We start from the raw sequence: 16,405 nt of genomic DNA, 5'->3' as shown, positions 1-16,405 counted from the left end.
AAAAAGCTCGTTAGGATAATTCCTAACGAGCTTTTTTCTATTCGTATTTAAGAGCGTCGCCTTCAAAAGGATCGTCCGCTACTTTGATAGACTCAGTTGGGCATCCTTCAAATGCATCCATCATGTCATCTTCAAGTGCCTCCGGTACTTCTACAACGCCTTCATTGTTGTCTAATGTTACAAATGCAATACCTTCGTCGTCGTAGTCGTAGATATCAGGTGCTGCAGCTCCACATGCACCACAAGCAATACATGTGTCCTTGTCAACAATCGTATACTTTGCCATTATAAAGACCTCCTAAAATTCTATCCATCATATAAATTTTATGATTATTGTAGTTATCACGAAACAATACGTTTCATACTCATTAAACATTGTACGGCTGTTTGGATAAGTTTTCAATAGAAAAATCATTCTGTCATCCTAATGCTTATCTTAACAACAAGCTACAAGGAACATCTTGTTGAACTAATTCATTCTGTTCATTATAGTATTACCCGAAAAGGCGTAAGGAAAAACGAATAGGAATTGTCCTTATTTTTCAATGGATCTTTATAGGCTATGCAAAGGGAAAAAAGTGTGTGAAAAACAAATGCATGTTAAAATAAAGAAAAAAGAAATGTTATAAGGAGAAGCGTATCTATTATGAATTCTCTTCATATTGTAATGTTATTTTGTCTTCAACGCTTAAAAGAAGAGCGTACAATATATGGCGTTTATCATTTATTAAAAGGAAAGAAATCAGCCCAAACAATCCAAGATGGGCAAATCTACGGTCTATCTTTTTTGTTCCAATCTTTTCCTTATTTAAGAAAACCATCCTTTGATAGTATGATCACAACCTTAGTTCAAAGAGAGACTATTATCTCCAAAGGGGAACATGTTTATCAGGTTACAGAAAAAGGTCACGAATATGTACAAAAGTGGTTAACGACTAATGAACTTCCATCTTCACTGAACGGCTGGCAGTATGCCAATGTAACATACCCTTTTTGGAAACGTCTTCTTGTTCTTTTCCAAACTGCTTCGAATTTAGTTTACAAAGAGAAGAAATTTGTTCCTGTGACAAGAGATGAAGAAACGCTAAGATGGTTAAAAAAATTTCTTGTGCGAAATGGGCAGAATCGGACTGAATTAGCTCATCAACTCTTTCAAGAACTAAAAGATATTTTGAAGGAAACCCCACAGCTTAATGTAGAGATATTTGTGCGACAGTTTTCAGGATATCAGTATGCAGGAGAAACAAACGTTCAAATTGCGAAAGAGTATAATATTGATGAGCACTATGTGCATCTTTGCCAATTAGCAACGGTGCATTTTATCATTCATATGTTGAAAAAGCAGAAGGATTTGTACAAGTTACTACAAGGATTATTAACTGATTTTAATGTTGTTCTTCCCTTAACATCGTCAGCTAAGGCAACATATGAACTTATGAAGAGAAACAAGTCATTTGAAGACATTATGAGAATTCGTCGCTTGAAAAAAAGTACGATTGAAGATCATTTAGCTGAAATTGCCCTTTTTGTAGATGATTTTAGCCTCTCAGACTACGTAACAAATGATGAACAAGAAGAAATTAAACGTGTCTATTTGAAGCTCAATACAAATAAATTAAAGCCTATCAAAGATGAAGTGTCATCTTCTATTACTTATTTTCAGATTAGGCTTGTGCTTGCTCATTTGACTAAAGAAAGGAGAGTCACATGGAGTTAGAAGATATTCTTTTTAAGAAGTTTGGTTACCAAACATTTAAGTCTGGACAAAAAGAAGTGATAAGTTCTCTTCTAGAGGGAAAGCATACGATAGCTGTTTTGCCAACAGGAACAGGGAAATCGTTATGTTATCAGCTCACAGGTTATATTATAAACAAACCGATTCTCATTGTGTCTCCGCTTCTTTCTCTGATGGAAGACCAAGTTCAGCAGCTTAAAATGAATGGAGAAAAGCGTGTGATTGCTTTGAATAGCTTTTTGCAGGAAAAAGAGTGGAAAAAAGCAGTGAACGAGCTTTCAAAGTATAAGTTTATTTATGCTTCTCCAGAAGCATTACAAAATCCCCGAACGATGGATGCTTTGAAACGAATTGGCATCGCTCTTTTTGTTGTTGATGAAGCACATTGTATTTCACAATGGGGGCACGATTTTAGGCTAGAATATTCAATGCTTGGATCAGTGTGGGAAAAACTTGAGCGTCCAACTTGTTTAGCATTAACAGCAACTGCGACAGAAGCGGTCATTGAGGATGTTATAGCACATTTACACTTAGAAGATGTAACAAAGCTTATTTATTCTGTGAATCGTCCTAATATTGGAATGAAAGTTGAACGAGTTGAAAGTATAGAAGAAAAAAAAGAGCATGTACTGCGCTATGTGCAAAAAATGAAAAAACCTTGCCTTATTTATTGCTCAAGCCGAAATTGGACGGAAAACTTAACAGAATATTTGCTTGAGAATGGAGTAAGTAATGTTGCTTTTTATCATGGGGGGATGCCATATAATGAGCGCATTTTGATTCAACAGCAGTTTCTTCATGATCAGCTTGATGTGATTTGCTGCACAAGTGCATTTGGTATGGGAGTAAACAAGAAAAATGTTCGGTTTGTGCTCCACTTCCATCCCCCAACACAGCTTGAAAGCTACGTTCAAGAAATGGGAAGAGCAGGGAGAGACGGAAAAGAAAGTTTTTCCGTTGTTCTTTACGATGAACGCGATGATGAGCTCGCTTTTCATCTTATGAGTAGCGAACTTCCTGACCGTTCGTTATGCTATGCTGTTTTATCTATATTAGAAAAGTACCAAGATGGAACGAATGTTTCGCTACTTGATCGAGATATTATCGAGACATATGGCATTAATGAAGTTCACTGGCGCTTTATTCGTTTTCACTTGCAGCAAAATGGTATGATTAAAAATGACAAACTAGAGAAGACGAACCATAAAGAAGAAATGGTTAATAATATCCAGAAAGCTGTTGAAAGCAGGCTTCATGATAAAGAAGCTCGTTTCAAAGAGATGAAGAAGTTTCTACTTTCAAAATCATGTCGCCGTTCCATTATCCTTAGTTATTTTCAGAACGATAACGAGCCTACTCCACCATTATGTTGTGACATTTGCGGGATTGATGAAGAAGCATATGAAGAACAAGGATCTGTGAATGATGAGAAAAAAACGTATAGTTGGATAAATCATTTATCACATCTGTTAGGACAGAAAGAGGAAAAATATGAATACTTCTAAGTATAGTGATAGAGAGCTGGTTTGGAGTTTATATGGCACACAGGGGCTACTCTTTCTTCTCACAGTTGGGCTCTTATTCTTTCTGCATGATCAACCAGCAGAATTAGGGGAGTATTTTCAGCTTGACTTTCGAGAGCTTTTTTTATTTGGCATGCTTCCAGCCCTTGTTGTCGTGGCAGTTGATCTTTTACTGACAATAAAGCTGCCAAGTCATCTTTATGATGATGGAGGAATCAATCGCCAAATTTTTCGCTCTCGTTCCTTTTGGCATATTGTCTTTCTTTGTCTTCTTATTTCCTTTGTAGAGGAGCTGCTTTTTCGAGGAGTTGTACAAGCGCATATAGGTCTTGTTGGAGCAAGTATTATTTTTGCGCTTATTCATGTTCGTTATTTAACAAAACCAGTACTGTTTATTTCGGTTGTTTTAATGAGTTTTATGATTGGCTTGCTTTTTTGGTGGACGGATAACTTACTTGTGACAATGACGGCTCATTTTGTAATTGATTTTGTACTTGCTTTATATATTCGCTATATTGAAAAAGAAGAACACGCATAAAAAAACATAATAATGACTAGGACAACCACATACCTATATTAAGAAAGCGGAATGTAGGAGGAGTGGGCATGGAGAAAGAAATTCAAGCGCTTGATCATCATACAGATGAAGCGACAAAGTTTGTATTACAAAGCGTCGTGAAACGGAAAAGAAAGTTTGATACGTTAACAAAAAAAGAAAAAAAGCTACAGGGGCTATTGCTTCTTTTGGCGGTTGGAATAATGGGGTACACGTGGTTTTCTCTTCAAACTTTAGAACAGTTAACGTTTCAATCCGTTCTTACTCATATGCTTGAACGGTCCATTTATTTTATGTTTATTCTTATGATGGGAAGCCTTTTTTTCTATTTAAAATATGTTCATGAAAAATGTGAGAAGGCAGAAAAAGAGTTTCACGAGCTTCGATGTGAAATTATTCAGAAAGCAGGGGAATACTGGCCTCAGCCAACTAGATGGGAAGCGAGACAAGCCGTCTTTGCAATGATGATGAAAAAGTTTGATGTGAATTTATATCACGAGCATAAGTAGCAATAGGACAGACCCATATTCCGTTTTTTTTCATAGTATAAGTTTTGAATACTTTTTATAAAAAAATACATTTTCAAAAATTCTTCTCTAACATTTGTGACTGTTAAGGGAGCGCAGATGTTGTACACCAAGAAAAAGCAGGAGAAGTAGAGGAGGAGATATCGTGAAGTTTATATTTTCCATTGTGTTGTTTCCAGTTGCTTTATTAGGATACATGTGGAAAAGTGCATTTGAAAACCGAATTGTATATCATACGTTCCGTTTCCCGCAGTTTCCCGCTCGTGAAAAACTGCGTCTTTTTTTTATTTCTGATGTTCATAAAAGGAAAATAGATGACAAACTCATTGAGAAAATGAAAGATGAGGTTGACGCGGTCATTATAGGGGGAGACTTAACGGAAGAGGAAGTGCCTTTTCTTCAGGTAGCAGAAAATGTGAAAAAACTAAAAAGCTTAGCACCTGTTTATTTTGTATGGGGAAATAATGACTATGAAGCAGGAGAAGATGAGCTTTCAGAGTTGCTTGAAGAAAATGGTGTAACTGTCCTTCGTAATGAATCAAAGTCGTATCTGTTGAAAGAGCATTCGATTGATTTCATTGGCGTTGAGGATGTTTCAAAACGAAAGGCAGATTTAGAAAAAGCTGTTCAAGGTGCAAAAGCTCCTTTTCGCTTACTTTTGAGCCATAATCCTTTCATTATGAGAAGTATAAAGGAGGAGATGAATATTTCCCTCATTTTAAGCGGTCATACACACGGAGGACAAATTCGCTTTTTTGGATGGGGACCTTACGAGCATGGGGGAGTTTATACAAGAAATGGAACGACTATTTTAATAAGTAATGGATATGGTACAACGAAGGTACCTCTAAGACTTGGCGCGAAGCCTCAGACACATCATATTACAATTACAAGCTAATGATACAAAATGTATACAACGTTTACACAAAAATAATGGTAACGTATAATTCAACTAGATAAAGAAACGATGTTTACTTGGAGGTTTGCAATGGCTTCAAGAGAAGGAAAATATAATATAAAAGCAATTTCACAGCTTGTAGGTGTTCAGCCTGGAACATTGCGTGCATGGGAGAGACGATACAATATAGTAGATCCTGTCCGTAATGATTCAGGTCATCGGTTGTATACGGATCGAGACCTAAAAACGATAAAATGGTTAACAGACAAAGTAAATAGTGGTTTTACAATTAGTCAAGCCGTTTCGCTACTTGAAAAAGAGGCTGTTTTTTCAATAGAGGAAGAAGATACAGCAACAACAACCTCAAAAATCAAAGAAGATCTTTTGAGGGCTCTCTTATCTTTTCAAGAAACAAGAGCTCAGCAGCTTATGGATCAAGCTTTTAGTCTTTATTCAATTGAGAAGGTAGTTATTGATATTTTAGGGTCTCTATTAATATCCATTGGAGATTTGTGGGAGAAAGGGAAAATTACAAGCGCCCATGAGCACTATGCATCACAGCTTATTAAAACAAGAATTGGCATTATTCTTTATTCTTTTCCATCTCCACCAATTATGCCAAAAGCAATTGCTGTATGTGGACCAAATGAGCGTCACGAAGTTGGATTACTCATTTTTACGCTCTTTCTAAAAATGAAAGGTTTTGAAGTTATTTATTTAGGGAGCAGCGTCGATAATCAAGATGTGAAAATAGTTGTTGGAGAAGTTCAGCCTTCCTTATTGTTTATGTCATGCACAATGAAAGAAAACCAGGAAGAAACAATAGCTCTTGTAAAAGAAGTGAAGCGGGAATTTCCTTCACTTTCAATCGGCCTTGGGGGAACTGCTTTTTCAAATGTGGAAGACGAAAGCATCCTTTCTTTTATTGTTGGTGATTCAAAACAAGAATGGGAACATTGGATTAACATAAAATTAACAGAGATTCAAATGCAATAAGGTTGTCTTCTTTCTTATAAACATGTAAACTCTATTGTAACAGCACGAATGAACTCTTTTTCAACAAGTGCATATATTAAACTGTTAATGTCGTTGTTTCGGCGAATGGGGAGGGTGTATGATGAGATTAGAGCGCCTGAATTATAACAAGATAAAAATTTTCTTGACGTTTGATGATTTAACAGAACGCGGATTATCAAAAGAGGATATGTGGAACAACTCGTTAAAAGTCCAGCAGCTTTTTAGAGATATGGTTGACCAGGCGAGTGAAGAGTTAGGTTTTCAACCAACACAGTCGCTTGCTGTTGAAGTATTTGCTCTTCAAGCGCAGGGCATGGTCGTTATTTTAACAACAAGTTCTGAAGACCTCTCAGACCAAGAAGATGATGACTTCATGGACGACTATATTCAAATGCAGGTAACGCTTGATGAAAATCAGGACATTTTCTTTGAATTTTCATCCTTTGAAGACGTTATCCAGCTTGCAAATCGACTCTCCCCTTTAGATGTGAAAAGTGGTACGCTTTATTCTTATGGCAAACACTTTTATCTATTAGTGGATACAGAGAATGAAGAAGATTTGGATACAGAAACTCTTGTAGCGCTTTTGGCTGAGTATGGATATCCGTCAACGCTGACAAAATATCGCATTCATGAATATGGGAAAATGCTCCTTGAAAAGAATGCGCTATCGTTTATAGCTGAAAAATTTTCATCATGAAAAGAAGAGCGATTTTATATGACGAACGTTCGTCATATAGTCGCTCTTTTTTTAAATTTCTAGAGAAGATTTAATCGCTTTCAATAAAGTCAGTTTTTAAATGTGAAAATTTGCGTTTTTCTCTTTGCATCAGCATATGAAAGGTGTATACTATGTCATGAAAGAAGCACCATTTACTATATTTGACTGTGGGAGGTTCTCTAAATGGTTGCCGATAAAATGCAAACCAATGAACATGATGATAGAGACAAAAACGATGTATTAAAGTCAACTCAAACTGTTATACATAGTGCTTTAGAAAAGTTAGGGTATCCAGAAGAAGTATTTGAGCTTTTGAAAGAGCCTTTACGATTAATGACAGTGAAAATTCCTGTACGTATGGATGATGGCTCTGTGAAAGTTTTTACAGGTTATCGTGCACAGCATAATGATGCTGTTGGGCCAACAAAGGGAGGAATTCGTTTTCACCCAGGTGTAACAGAAAAAGAAGTTAAAGCGCTTTCTATTTGGATGAGTTTGAAATGTGGTATCGTTGATCTTCCTTATGGTGGTGGAAAAGGCGGTATTGTATGTGACCCACGTAATATGTCATTTGGTGAGCTTGAGCGCTTAAGTCGCGGCTATGTAAGATCCATTAGCCAAATTGTTGGACCGACGAAAGATATTCCAGCTCCAGATGTTTTTACAAACTCGCAAATTATGGCATGGATGATGGATGAGTACAGCCGAATTGATGAATTTAATTCTCCTGGTTTTATTACAGGAAAACCGCTTGTGCTTGGAGGCTCACATGGTCGTGAAACAGCAACAGCTAAAGGAGTAACAATTTGTATTCGTGAAGCAGCGAAAGCAAAAGGAATCGAACTGGAAGGAGCACGCGTTGTTGTTCAAGGATTTGGAAACGCGGGTAGCTTTTTATCTAAATTTATGCATGATGCTGGAGCTAAAATAGTTGGCATTTCCGATGCATACGGAGCTCTTCATGATCCAAACGGTCTTGATATCGATTATTTACTAGATCGACGAGATAGTTTTGGTACTGTAACAAAGCTTTTTGATAGTACAATTACAAACAAAGAGCTTTTAGAACTTGATTGTGATATTCTTGTCCCAGCAGCTATCGAAAATCAAATTACAGAAGAAAATGCAAATGATATACGAGCAAGCATTGTAGTTGAAGCAGCAAACGGACCTACAACGCTTGAAGCGACTAAAATTTTATCTGAAAGAGGCATTCTCCTTGTGCCAGATGTGCTAGCGAGCGCTGGCGGAGTAACTGTTTCTTATTTTGAATGGGTTCAAAATAATCAAGGTTATTATTGGACAGAAGAAGAAGTAGAGCAAAAACTGGAAACAGTAATGGTCAAATCATTTCATAACATTTACAATATATCGAAAACGAGAAAAGTTGATATGCGCTTAGCTGCATATATGGTTGGTGTTAGAAAAATGGCCGAAGCCTCTCGTTTTAGAGGGTGGATTTAAAGCCCTATATTTGCATCCATCCAAAAAATCTCCTAATATAGATTAGGAGATTTTTTTAATTTATAAGAAAAAAGCTTTAATTTTAATTGCTCTTATACAGTTTAATAAATAGTGAAGTTTTTTTACGACTAAGGAGGAGCGGCAATGAAGAAGGAAAGAGTTATAATTGTTGGAGGAGGCCCTTGTGGACTATCTGCCTCGCTTGCTCTGCAAGCGGAAGGGATAGATGCCCTTGTTATTGAAAAAGGGAACATTGTAAACGCAATCTACCATTATCCAACACATCAAACATTTTTTAGTTCAAGTGCAAAATTGGAGATAGGTGATGTTCCTTTTATTACAGAAAATCGGAAGCCAAAGCGAAATCAGGCGCTTGCATACTATCGTGAAGTTGTTGAACGTAAACAAATTCGCGTGAATGCGTTCGAAAAGGTCGTTAAAGTGGAAAAGCAATCAAATGCAATGTTTCATGTTTTCACAGATAAGGAAACGTATGAAGCAGAGAAGGTAATCATTGCAACTGGTTACTATGATCATCCAAACTACATGAACGTAAAGGGCGAAGATCTTCCAAAGGTTTTTCACTATTTCAAAGAAGCACATCCTTATTACAACTGTGATGTTGTGGTGATCGGAGGGAAAAATTCAAGTATTGATGCATCGCTTGAACTTGTAAAAGCAGGAGCGCGAGTGACAGTGTTATACCGTGGTACTGAATATTCACCAAGCATCAAGCCTTGGGTGCTGCCAGAGTTTGAAGCCCTTGTTCGCAACGAAACCATTCAAATGGAGTTTGGAGCAAATGTGAAAGAAATCACGGAATCGCATCTCACATATGTAAAAGGAACAGAAGTTCATAAGATTAAAAATGATTTTGTTTTCGCTATGACAGGATATCATCCAGATCATGCCTTCTTGAATAAGATGGGTGTTAAGCGTGATGAAGAAACAGGTCGCCCGCATTTTAACAGCGAAACAATGGAAACGAATGTTGAAGGAATTTATATTGCCGGTGTCATTGCAGCAGGAAATAATGCAAATGAAATCTTTATTGAAAATGGACGCTTTCATGGAGGTCTTATTGCCAAACATATTATTTCATAAAAAAGGCGAGCATTGTCGCCTTTTTTCATTAAGTAAAATATTGAGAAAGAACGTCGTGATTTGAAGTTGTTTCTAATGCAAGGGCGAGTTTGATACGAGCTTTCTGACCGTTCAACCCATTTGAAAAAATGATTCCAAGTTCTTTTAGCATTCTTCCACCGCCTTCATATCCATACACATCTTGCGCAATGCCATTAAAACAGCGTGAAACAAGAACAATTGGAATGCCTTTTTCAATATACTTTTGAAGCTGTGGTACAGTCTGAGGAGGCATGTTTCCTTGACCAAGGGCTTCAATAACGAGTCCATCTATTTTAAGAGAAGAGAGAGCTTGGAAAATCTGTTCATCCATCCCTGCATAAGCTTTTAAGAGAATAACATTTTTCGTCGTTTCTTTAATTGGAAAATGGTCATGAGATGTTGGAGCATGATGGAAATTTACTCCGCGCTTTGTTACAATTCCAATCGGTCCGTACTGAGGACTTTGAAATGTGGCCACATTACTTGTATGTGTTTTAGTAACGTTAGCTGCAGTATGAATCTCATCATTCATGACTACGAGAACACCTTTATCTCCAGCTTCTTTACAAAGCGCAACTTCGACAGCTGAAAAAAGGTTGTGGGGTCCATCTGCTCCAAGCTCATTGTTTGAACGCATTGCACCAGTTAGTACAATAGGAACGTTTTGTTGTAGAACAAGATCAAGGAAATATGCCGTTTCTTCAAGTGTATCAGTTCCATGTGTAACCACAACACCTTCGGCACCTCCATTGTGGATTGCTTCTTCAATCCCTTTTGCAAGCTGGCGCATATGTGCAAGTGTTACATGCGGGGACGGAAGACGAAAAATTTCTGAAATTTGAACATCAATTTCAATATCAAATAAACCCGAAAGATCGCTAAGCGGATGTTTATCCCCTGGTTTAACAGCTCCCCTTTGGTCTTCTTCCATAGAAATAGTTCCGCCAGTATGGATGATATGAATCTTTCGCATGTTTATCCCTCCTTATGAATTATGAACTAGGAACAGTAAATTCTTTTAACTGAAACCATTCTCAATCACTAATGAACATGGTACGATTAAAAAAAAGAGAAAAGAGGCGCTTGAATGCTCGCAATCATCTCAGCAGGCATTGCCCCTGGACTGGCGCTTTTGAGCTACTTTTATTTAAAAGATGAGTACGAAACAGAGCCAATCTCAGTTGTCTTAAAAACATTTATCTTTGGGGCAGTCCTTGTGTTGCCTATTATGTTTATACAGTATGTCATGCAAGAAGAGCAAGTGTTGCAAGGGGCATTTTTAAATTCCTTTCTTACAACTTCCTTTTTAGAAGAGTATTTTAAATGGTTTGTACTATATTTTACAATTTTTCAGCATGTAGAATTTGATGAACACTACGACGGCATTGTATATGGGGCCGCTGTTTCATTAGGCTTTGCTACTGCCGAAAACATCCTTTACCTTGTTGCGAACGGTGTGCAAGACGCTTTTGCTCGTGCAGTTTTACCTGTCTCGAGTCATGCTCTTTTCGGCGTTGTTATGGGATACTATCTTGGAAAAGGAAAGTTTTTTGGGAAAAGCAGCCGTAGAAAATGGCTCGCGTATTCTTTATTTATTCCCATTTTGCTTCATGGGATGTACGACTATATCTTAAGATCGATTGATAATTGGATGGTATTAATGATTCCATTCATGATTTTCTTATGGGCGTTAGGGCTGTGGAAAGTAAAAAAAGCCAAAAAAACAAAACCACCTATTAGCGATTTTTATACGCCTTCTTGAAGTGAAAGATAAAATTTAGAAGTTTATGGAAAAAAGATAAATTAAATGATTTTAACGAGTAAACCCCTTAAAAGCCCCTGCTTTTAAGGGGTTTTTCTTATGGAGGGAAGGAAAGGGGAGATCTGAATAAAATAGCGGACTTTACAAAAAATACTCTTATCATCAATCAGGTATGATTTAGGAGGGTATAGGATGATTCGGTTTCGTAAAGTAAGGAATATTTTATTTGTACTATTCATATGTCAATGGGTCTTTATTCCAACTTATTCTGACAAAAATGTAGCCAAAGCCTTTTCAAATCAAGTAATTCAGCATGGAGCTGTTGGTAATGATGTAATAGAGCTACAGTCAAGGTTGCAATATGTGGGCTTTTATACTGGACCAATTGATGGAGTATTTGGATGGAGAACGTACTGGGCATCAAGAAACTTTCAGTATGAATTTGGAATGAAAGTAGACGGATTAGTAGGGCCTGAAATGAAGAGAAAACTTGTTGCTGCGACAAAATATCATGAAGGATATGTAAAAGAGCAAATTCGAAAAGGGCGAGATTTTTCGCACTATGGAAATGTTCCGCTTGATCAACAGACCAAAAAAGGAAGTAGTGGATCAAAAGGAGGCGGACAGGCTGGCGGAGGTTCTACCAAAGGTGGAACGTCTAAAGGAAGCCCAAATAACGCTGGGCAAAAAGGAAGTAGTGGAGCTAATGGAAATCAATCATCCCCTGGTGGAAACCAAGGGACACAGCAATCTGCTACAAAAACAGGAAACTCTAATAAACCACAAGCAGCAAATGTTCCTGATGGGTATTCACAAAATGATATTAATTTGATGGCCAATGCTGTCTACGGAGAAGCTCGAGGTGAACCATACATCGGTCAAGTTGCTGTTGCAGCTGTTATTATCAACCGTACGGAAAGCCCGTCGTTCCCTGATACTCCAGCAGGCGTCATTTTTGAACCTGGAGCCTTTACAGCGGTTGCTGATGGTCAAATTTGGCTTACTCCAAACGCAACGGCTAAGAATGCGGTTCTAGATGCTTTAAACGGCATGGACCCAACAGGAAACGCAGAATACTATTTTAATCCAGATACTGCTACAAGTGCATGGATATGGTCAAGACCGCAAATTAAGAAAATAGGGAAACATATATTCTGTAGATAAAGAGGTGAGCAATATGTTACGAACAATATTGATTTGTATCCTGTCTATTGGGATTATAGGTGTTGGGTATTGGGGGTACCAAGAACATAAAGAAAAAACAGCGGTTCTTTTGCAAGCGGAAAATAACTATCAAAGAGCTTTCCACGATTTAACATATGATATGAGCTTATTGAATGACAAAATGGGTTCAACGCTTGCTATGAGCTCCAGAGATCAGCTTTCTCCCGCATTAACGGAAGTTTGGCGTGTGACATCTGAAGCACATAGTAACGTTGGACAGCTTCCTTTAACACTTGTTCCTTTCAATAAAACAGAAGAGTTTCTTTCAAATGTTAGCGATTTTTCGTACCGAGTTGGCGTACGTGATTTAGATAAAAAGCCGTTAACAGATGAGGAGTACGGAAGACTAGAAGAGCTTTATAAACAGTCTACAGATATTCAGCAAGATTTACGGCAGGTGCAAAATTTGGTGTTAAAAGATAACCTTCGCTGGATGGACGTCGAAATGGCGCTTGCCACAAACGATTCTCAAGCTGACAACACAATTATTGATGGTTTGAAGACAGTTGAAAAGAGAGCTGGAGAATATTCAGAGACTGACTTTGGTCCAACAAATGCAAGCAGTGAAGAGGGAAATAAAAACTTCTCAAAACTAAAAGGAAAAGAAATTGATGAAAATGAAGCAAAGAAAGTTGCGCGCTCATTTCTCGAATTAGACAAAAATGCAAAGATTGATGTAACGAAAAATGGAAATGGAGCAAACTATAAATTTTACAGCCTGCGTATTCAAGAGCCAGGAAAAGAACAAGAAACAAATATGGATATTACGAAAAAAGGTGGTTATCCGATTTGGGCTATTCGCCATGTTGATGTAGACAAGCAAAATATCAGCTTGAATAAAGCGATGAATAAAGCGATGAAATTTTTAAAAGATCAAAGATTTGAAAGTCTTGTGGCATCTGATAGTGCTCAATATGATAATGTAGGAGTTTTTACATTTGTAGAAGAGAGACAAGGAGTTCGTATTTATCCAGACGCTGTGAAAATTAAAGTTTCACTTGGAGATGGAAGTATTGTCGGGTTTTCAGCAGCAGATTTCTTAGCTGCGCACCAAGACCGTGAAATTCCAAAGCCTGCTCTTACCGCTGATGAAGCTAAAAAGAAAATTAATGAAAATGTACTCATTCAAGAAGAAAGACTTGCGATCATTCAAAATGATCTTGGTGAAGAAGTACTGTGCTATGAGTTTTTAGGAACCATTAATAAAGACACATACCGCATTTTTATTAATGCTGAAAATGGAAATGAAGAAGAAGTGAAGAAAATGGATAACACAGAACCAATTTATAATGGTGTCTAGAAGAGAAAGGGATACCCTTTCTCTTTCTTTTTGTTCATGGTTTAATAATAACTAGTAAAATATAGTAGGTTATCCTATTATATGAAAAACGAACGGTAACAAGGAGAGAGGAAGAGAGTGTGTATGGAGCTGAAGATTGGAACATCATTGATGCTAGAAGAAGTAAAAGGAGAGGGAAAGTACTATTGCAAAGTTGTTGAGGAAGGAGCAGGATACATTTATATTGATTATCCTATTCATCAAGCAACCAAAAAGAGTGCGTTTCTTCTTATGCATACAAGATTAAAATCTTATTTTGTAGAGGGGGATGGGGTAACATACCATTTTTTAACGGAAGTTGTTGGTCGTATAAAAAAGGAAATTCCTATGATACAGCTTCATTATAAAGGAAAAGAAAGCTTAGTTAAACACCAGCGACGTGAGTATGTTCGCGTTGATGCAACACTTCCTGCTGCTCTTCACTCTCTAAATGGAACATTTGAGCCTTTTACAACAATCACGAAAAATATTAGCGCAAGCGGAGCTCTTTTAGCTGTTAAAGAAAAGGGAGTCTTTTTTCAAAAGGGAGATAAAATAAATGTTTGGCTCGTTTTTGAGCTTTATGATCAATATTATCATATACAAACCGAAGTAGAGGTTATCAATATTTTGCCTTCTCATGTAGAAAAGCAACATAATGTCGGGGTTAAGTTTTTAACGCTTGGAGTTAAAGAGCGAGAGGCGCTTATTCGATACACGCTGGAAGTGCAGAGAGAATTAAAGAGAAAAGGTCTTCTTTAGAATAAAACAAAAATGATTGCCCCATAATGAGAAAGAAATAACTTTTATAGCTTAATGGAGTGATTATAGATGAAAAAAGTAGAAAGGGTTCTTTTTAAGCTTCTTATTATCCAGCTCTTTTGTTTGCTGTTTTCTCAGGCTCTTCTGCGGGTAGAAGCTATCAGCCCATATATTTCAAAAATTCCTCAATACGAAGGCGTAACAAAAGAGAATATCACAAAAATTGTGGAAACGTTCGACCAGTAAGGGAACGTATGATAAGATAAAGAGAGAGTAAACAAGATACTCAAGGAAAGCATGCAGGAGTGGAAATCCCTGCTTTTTTTTCGTTCACATATGCACGAATTGAAATTTTAAAATAACTAGAGGAGGACGCATGGAAAAGCACATTTCAATTGCGATTGATGGACCAGCAGCTGCAGGAAAAAGCACTGTTGCTAAAATCGTCGCTACTAACTTATCTTATATTTATGTTGATACGGGGGCAATGTATCGAGCCCTAACTTATGAGGCGCAAAGAACAAAAGTAAATCTTCAAAACGAACAAGCCCTAATAGATCTTTTATACACGTTAGATATTACATTAAAGCCTTCTCCTCAAGGTCAGCTTATCTTTATTAATGGAGAAGATGTAACAGAACAAATTCGTACAAATGAAGTAACAAAAGAAGTATCCATCGTTGCAAAACATGGAGAAGTTCGTAAAGAAATGGTTGATCGCCAACGCAAGTTAGCAAAAGGCGGTGGAGTTGTGATGGACGGACGCGATATTGGTACACATGTTCTTCCACACGCAGAAGTAAAAGTTTTCTTACTTGCTTCAGTAGAAAAAAGAGCGTATAGACGCTATGAAGAAAATAAACTAAAGGGATTTGATTCAGATTTAGAACAGCTTAAGCTTGATATTGCCAAGCGTGACAAGCTTGATTCTGAACGAGAAGTTTCTCCACTTCGAAAAGCAGAAGATGCAGTAGAAATTGATACAACTTCATTAACAATTGAAGAAGTGGTAACTAAGATTCTTGATCTTGCTGACGAAAGGATTAATGTCTCATGAGCATTTACGGTTTTGCACGTGGGGTAGTAAAGTCCGTTTTGACCCCGCTATTCCGAGTGGAAATAATCGGTAAAGAAAATATTCCAAAAGATGCAGGCGTAATTGTTTGTTCAAACCACATTTCAAATTTTGATCCTCCTGTTGTAGGCATGACGTTTCCTCGTCCTGTCTACTTCATGGCTAAAGCGGAGCTTTTTAAAGTTCCTGTTTTGAAAACGTTACTGCCAAAAATCTACGCTTTTCCTGTTAAAAGAGGGCTTAGCGATCGAGATGCGCTCCGCAAAGGAATTTCTATTTTAAAAGAAGGTGGCGCGCTTGGTCTGTTTCCAGAGGGATCGCGCAGCAAAGATGGAAAGCTTGGGAAAGGGATGGCAGGTGTTGGCTTTTTTGCTCTTCGTTCAAATGCGGTTATTGTTCCATGTGCCGTTATTGGTCCTTATAAACCGTTTAAGAAACTACAGGTTGTATATGGTAAACCAATTGATGTGACCGAGATGAGAAAAGAGCGAGTCTCTTCTGAAGAAGTAACGGAAGTTGTAATGAAAGAAATCGGTCTTCTGCTCGATAAATATCAATAACATTTAAGGCTTAACACTTGACAAAAAGGGTATATTTATTAGAAGTTAGAAAAAAGAGGATTTCTCGTAGACTAGCGAGAAGACAGTATAAATTCAAACTTTTAAATAAGTAAGTTGTTGGTCAACTAAGGAGGTTAA

At 37.3% G+C, this 16,405-nt stretch carries 18 protein-coding genes; 16 read left to right on the top strand and 2 right to left on the bottom strand.

Translation table 11 applies throughout. The features are described 5' to 3' along the window. Positions 1-37 precede the first annotated feature (37 nt). Positions 38-286: a ferredoxin gene (locus BM012_RS01645; protein ID WP_019391647.1), complete on the bottom strand. Its 249-nt coding sequence runs from the start codon at positions 284-286 to the stop codon at positions 38-40. A 360-nt stretch (positions 287-646) separates the two neighbouring features. Between BM012_RS01645 and BM012_RS01640 the strand changes: the two genes are divergently transcribed. The 9 genes from BM012_RS01640 to BM012_RS01600 all read left to right on the top strand — a co-directional run bounded on the left by BM012_RS01640 (position 647) and on the right by BM012_RS01600 (position 9,545). Next, positions 647-1,717: a YpbB family protein gene (locus tag BM012_RS01640; RefSeq protein WP_061801853.1), complete on the top strand. Its 1,071-nt coding sequence runs from the start codon at positions 647-649 to the stop codon at positions 1,715-1,717. Beyond that, positions 1,708-3,240, top strand: a complete 1,533-nt coding sequence (locus tag BM012_RS01635; protein WP_061801852.1) for a RecQ family ATP-dependent DNA helicase — start codon at positions 1,708-1,710, stop codon at positions 3,238-3,240. Before BM012_RS01640 ends, BM012_RS01635 begins: the two co-directional genes overlap by 10 nt. Next, a complete protein-coding gene (locus BM012_RS01630) occupies positions 3,227-3,796 on the top strand; it encodes a CPBP family intramembrane glutamic endopeptidase (protein ID WP_061801851.1) in 570 nt (189 codons plus the stop codon). Before BM012_RS01635 ends, BM012_RS01630 begins: the two co-directional genes overlap by 14 nt. A gap of 68 nt (positions 3,797-3,864) precedes the next feature. Then, positions 3,865-4,323, top strand: a complete 459-nt coding sequence (locus BM012_RS01625) for a DUF2663 family protein (RefSeq protein ID WP_061801850.1) — start codon at positions 3,865-3,867, stop codon at positions 4,321-4,323. A 163-nt stretch (positions 4,324-4,486) separates the two neighbouring features. After that, complete coding sequence (locus tag BM012_RS01620; protein WP_061801849.1) at positions 4,487-5,239, top strand: metallophosphoesterase; 753 nt, start codon at positions 4,487-4,489, stop codon at positions 5,237-5,239. Positions 5,240-5,329: 90 nt separating this feature from the next. Next, positions 5,330-6,235, top strand: coding sequence for a MerR family transcriptional regulator (locus BM012_RS01615; protein WP_061801848.1), 906 nt, complete (start codon positions 5,330-5,332; stop codon positions 6,233-6,235). Positions 6,236-6,356: 121 nt separating this feature from the next. After that, a complete protein-coding gene (locus BM012_RS01610) occupies positions 6,357-6,956 on the top strand; it encodes a genetic competence negative regulator (RefSeq protein WP_061801847.1) in 600 nt (199 codons plus the stop codon). Between the two features lie 204 nt (positions 6,957-7,160). After that, positions 7,161-8,441: a Glu/Leu/Phe/Val family dehydrogenase gene (locus BM012_RS01605; protein WP_040056728.1), complete on the top strand. Its 1,281-nt coding sequence runs from the start codon at positions 7,161-7,163 to the stop codon at positions 8,439-8,441. Between the two features lie 144 nt (positions 8,442-8,585). Beyond that, on the top strand, positions 8,586-9,545 hold the full coding sequence (locus BM012_RS01600) for a YpdA family putative bacillithiol disulfide reductase (RefSeq protein WP_061801846.1): 960 nt from the start codon (positions 8,586-8,588) through the stop codon (positions 9,543-9,545). Positions 9,546-9,573: 28 nt separating this feature from the next. Here BM012_RS01600 and BM012_RS01595 read toward each other — a convergent pair whose 3' ends face one another. Beyond that, positions 9,574-10,539, bottom strand: coding sequence for an asparaginase (locus BM012_RS01595; RefSeq protein WP_061801845.1), 966 nt, complete (start codon positions 10,537-10,539; stop codon positions 9,574-9,576). A 114-nt stretch (positions 10,540-10,653) separates the two neighbouring features. Here BM012_RS01595 and prsW point away from each other — a divergent pair, with 114 nt between their 5' ends. From prsW to BM012_RS01565, 7 genes are all read left to right on the top strand, one after another. Continuing rightward, complete coding sequence (prsW, locus tag BM012_RS01590; RefSeq protein WP_061801844.1) at positions 10,654-11,328, top strand: glutamic-type intramembrane protease PrsW; 675 nt, start codon at positions 10,654-10,656, stop codon at positions 11,326-11,328. Between the two features lie 192 nt (positions 11,329-11,520). Beyond that, complete coding sequence (sleB, locus tag BM012_RS01585; RefSeq protein WP_061801843.1) at positions 11,521-12,492, top strand: spore cortex-lytic enzyme; 972 nt, start codon at positions 11,521-11,523, stop codon at positions 12,490-12,492. 13 nt (positions 12,493-12,505) lie between these two features. Beyond that, entirely contained in the window at positions 12,506-13,852 is a 1,347-nt protein-coding gene (ypeB, locus tag BM012_RS01580; RefSeq protein WP_061801842.1) for a germination protein YpeB, read from the top strand. A 123-nt stretch (positions 13,853-13,975) separates the two neighbouring features. Continuing rightward, positions 13,976-14,632: a flagellar brake protein gene (locus BM012_RS01575; protein WP_061801841.1), complete on the top strand. Its 657-nt coding sequence runs from the start codon at positions 13,976-13,978 to the stop codon at positions 14,630-14,632. Positions 14,633-14,701: 69 nt separating this feature from the next. Continuing rightward, positions 14,702-14,878: a YpfB family protein gene (locus BM012_RS26245; protein WP_158512826.1), complete on the top strand. Its 177-nt coding sequence runs from the start codon at positions 14,702-14,704 to the stop codon at positions 14,876-14,878. A 130-nt stretch (positions 14,879-15,008) separates the two neighbouring features. Then, positions 15,009-15,689, top strand: a complete 681-nt coding sequence (cmk, locus tag BM012_RS01570; protein WP_061801840.1) for a (d)CMP kinase — start codon at positions 15,009-15,011, stop codon at positions 15,687-15,689. Further along, a complete protein-coding gene (locus BM012_RS01565) occupies positions 15,686-16,267 on the top strand; it encodes a lysophospholipid acyltransferase family protein (RefSeq protein ID WP_061801839.1) in 582 nt (193 codons plus the stop codon). The genes cmk and BM012_RS01565 overlap by 4 nt, the downstream gene beginning before the upstream one ends. Positions 16,268-16,405: the final 138 nt, after the last annotated feature.

Origin of the sequence: Priestia endophytica DSM 13796, assembly GCF_900115845.1 — a bacterium.
In the GTDB taxonomy this organism is placed as follows: Bacteria; Bacillota; Bacilli; order Bacillales; family Bacillaceae_H; genus Bacillus_I; species Bacillus_I endophytica.
Note: the sequence above shows the minus strand (reverse complement) of the source record. Positions and strands in the feature narration are given on the sequence as shown.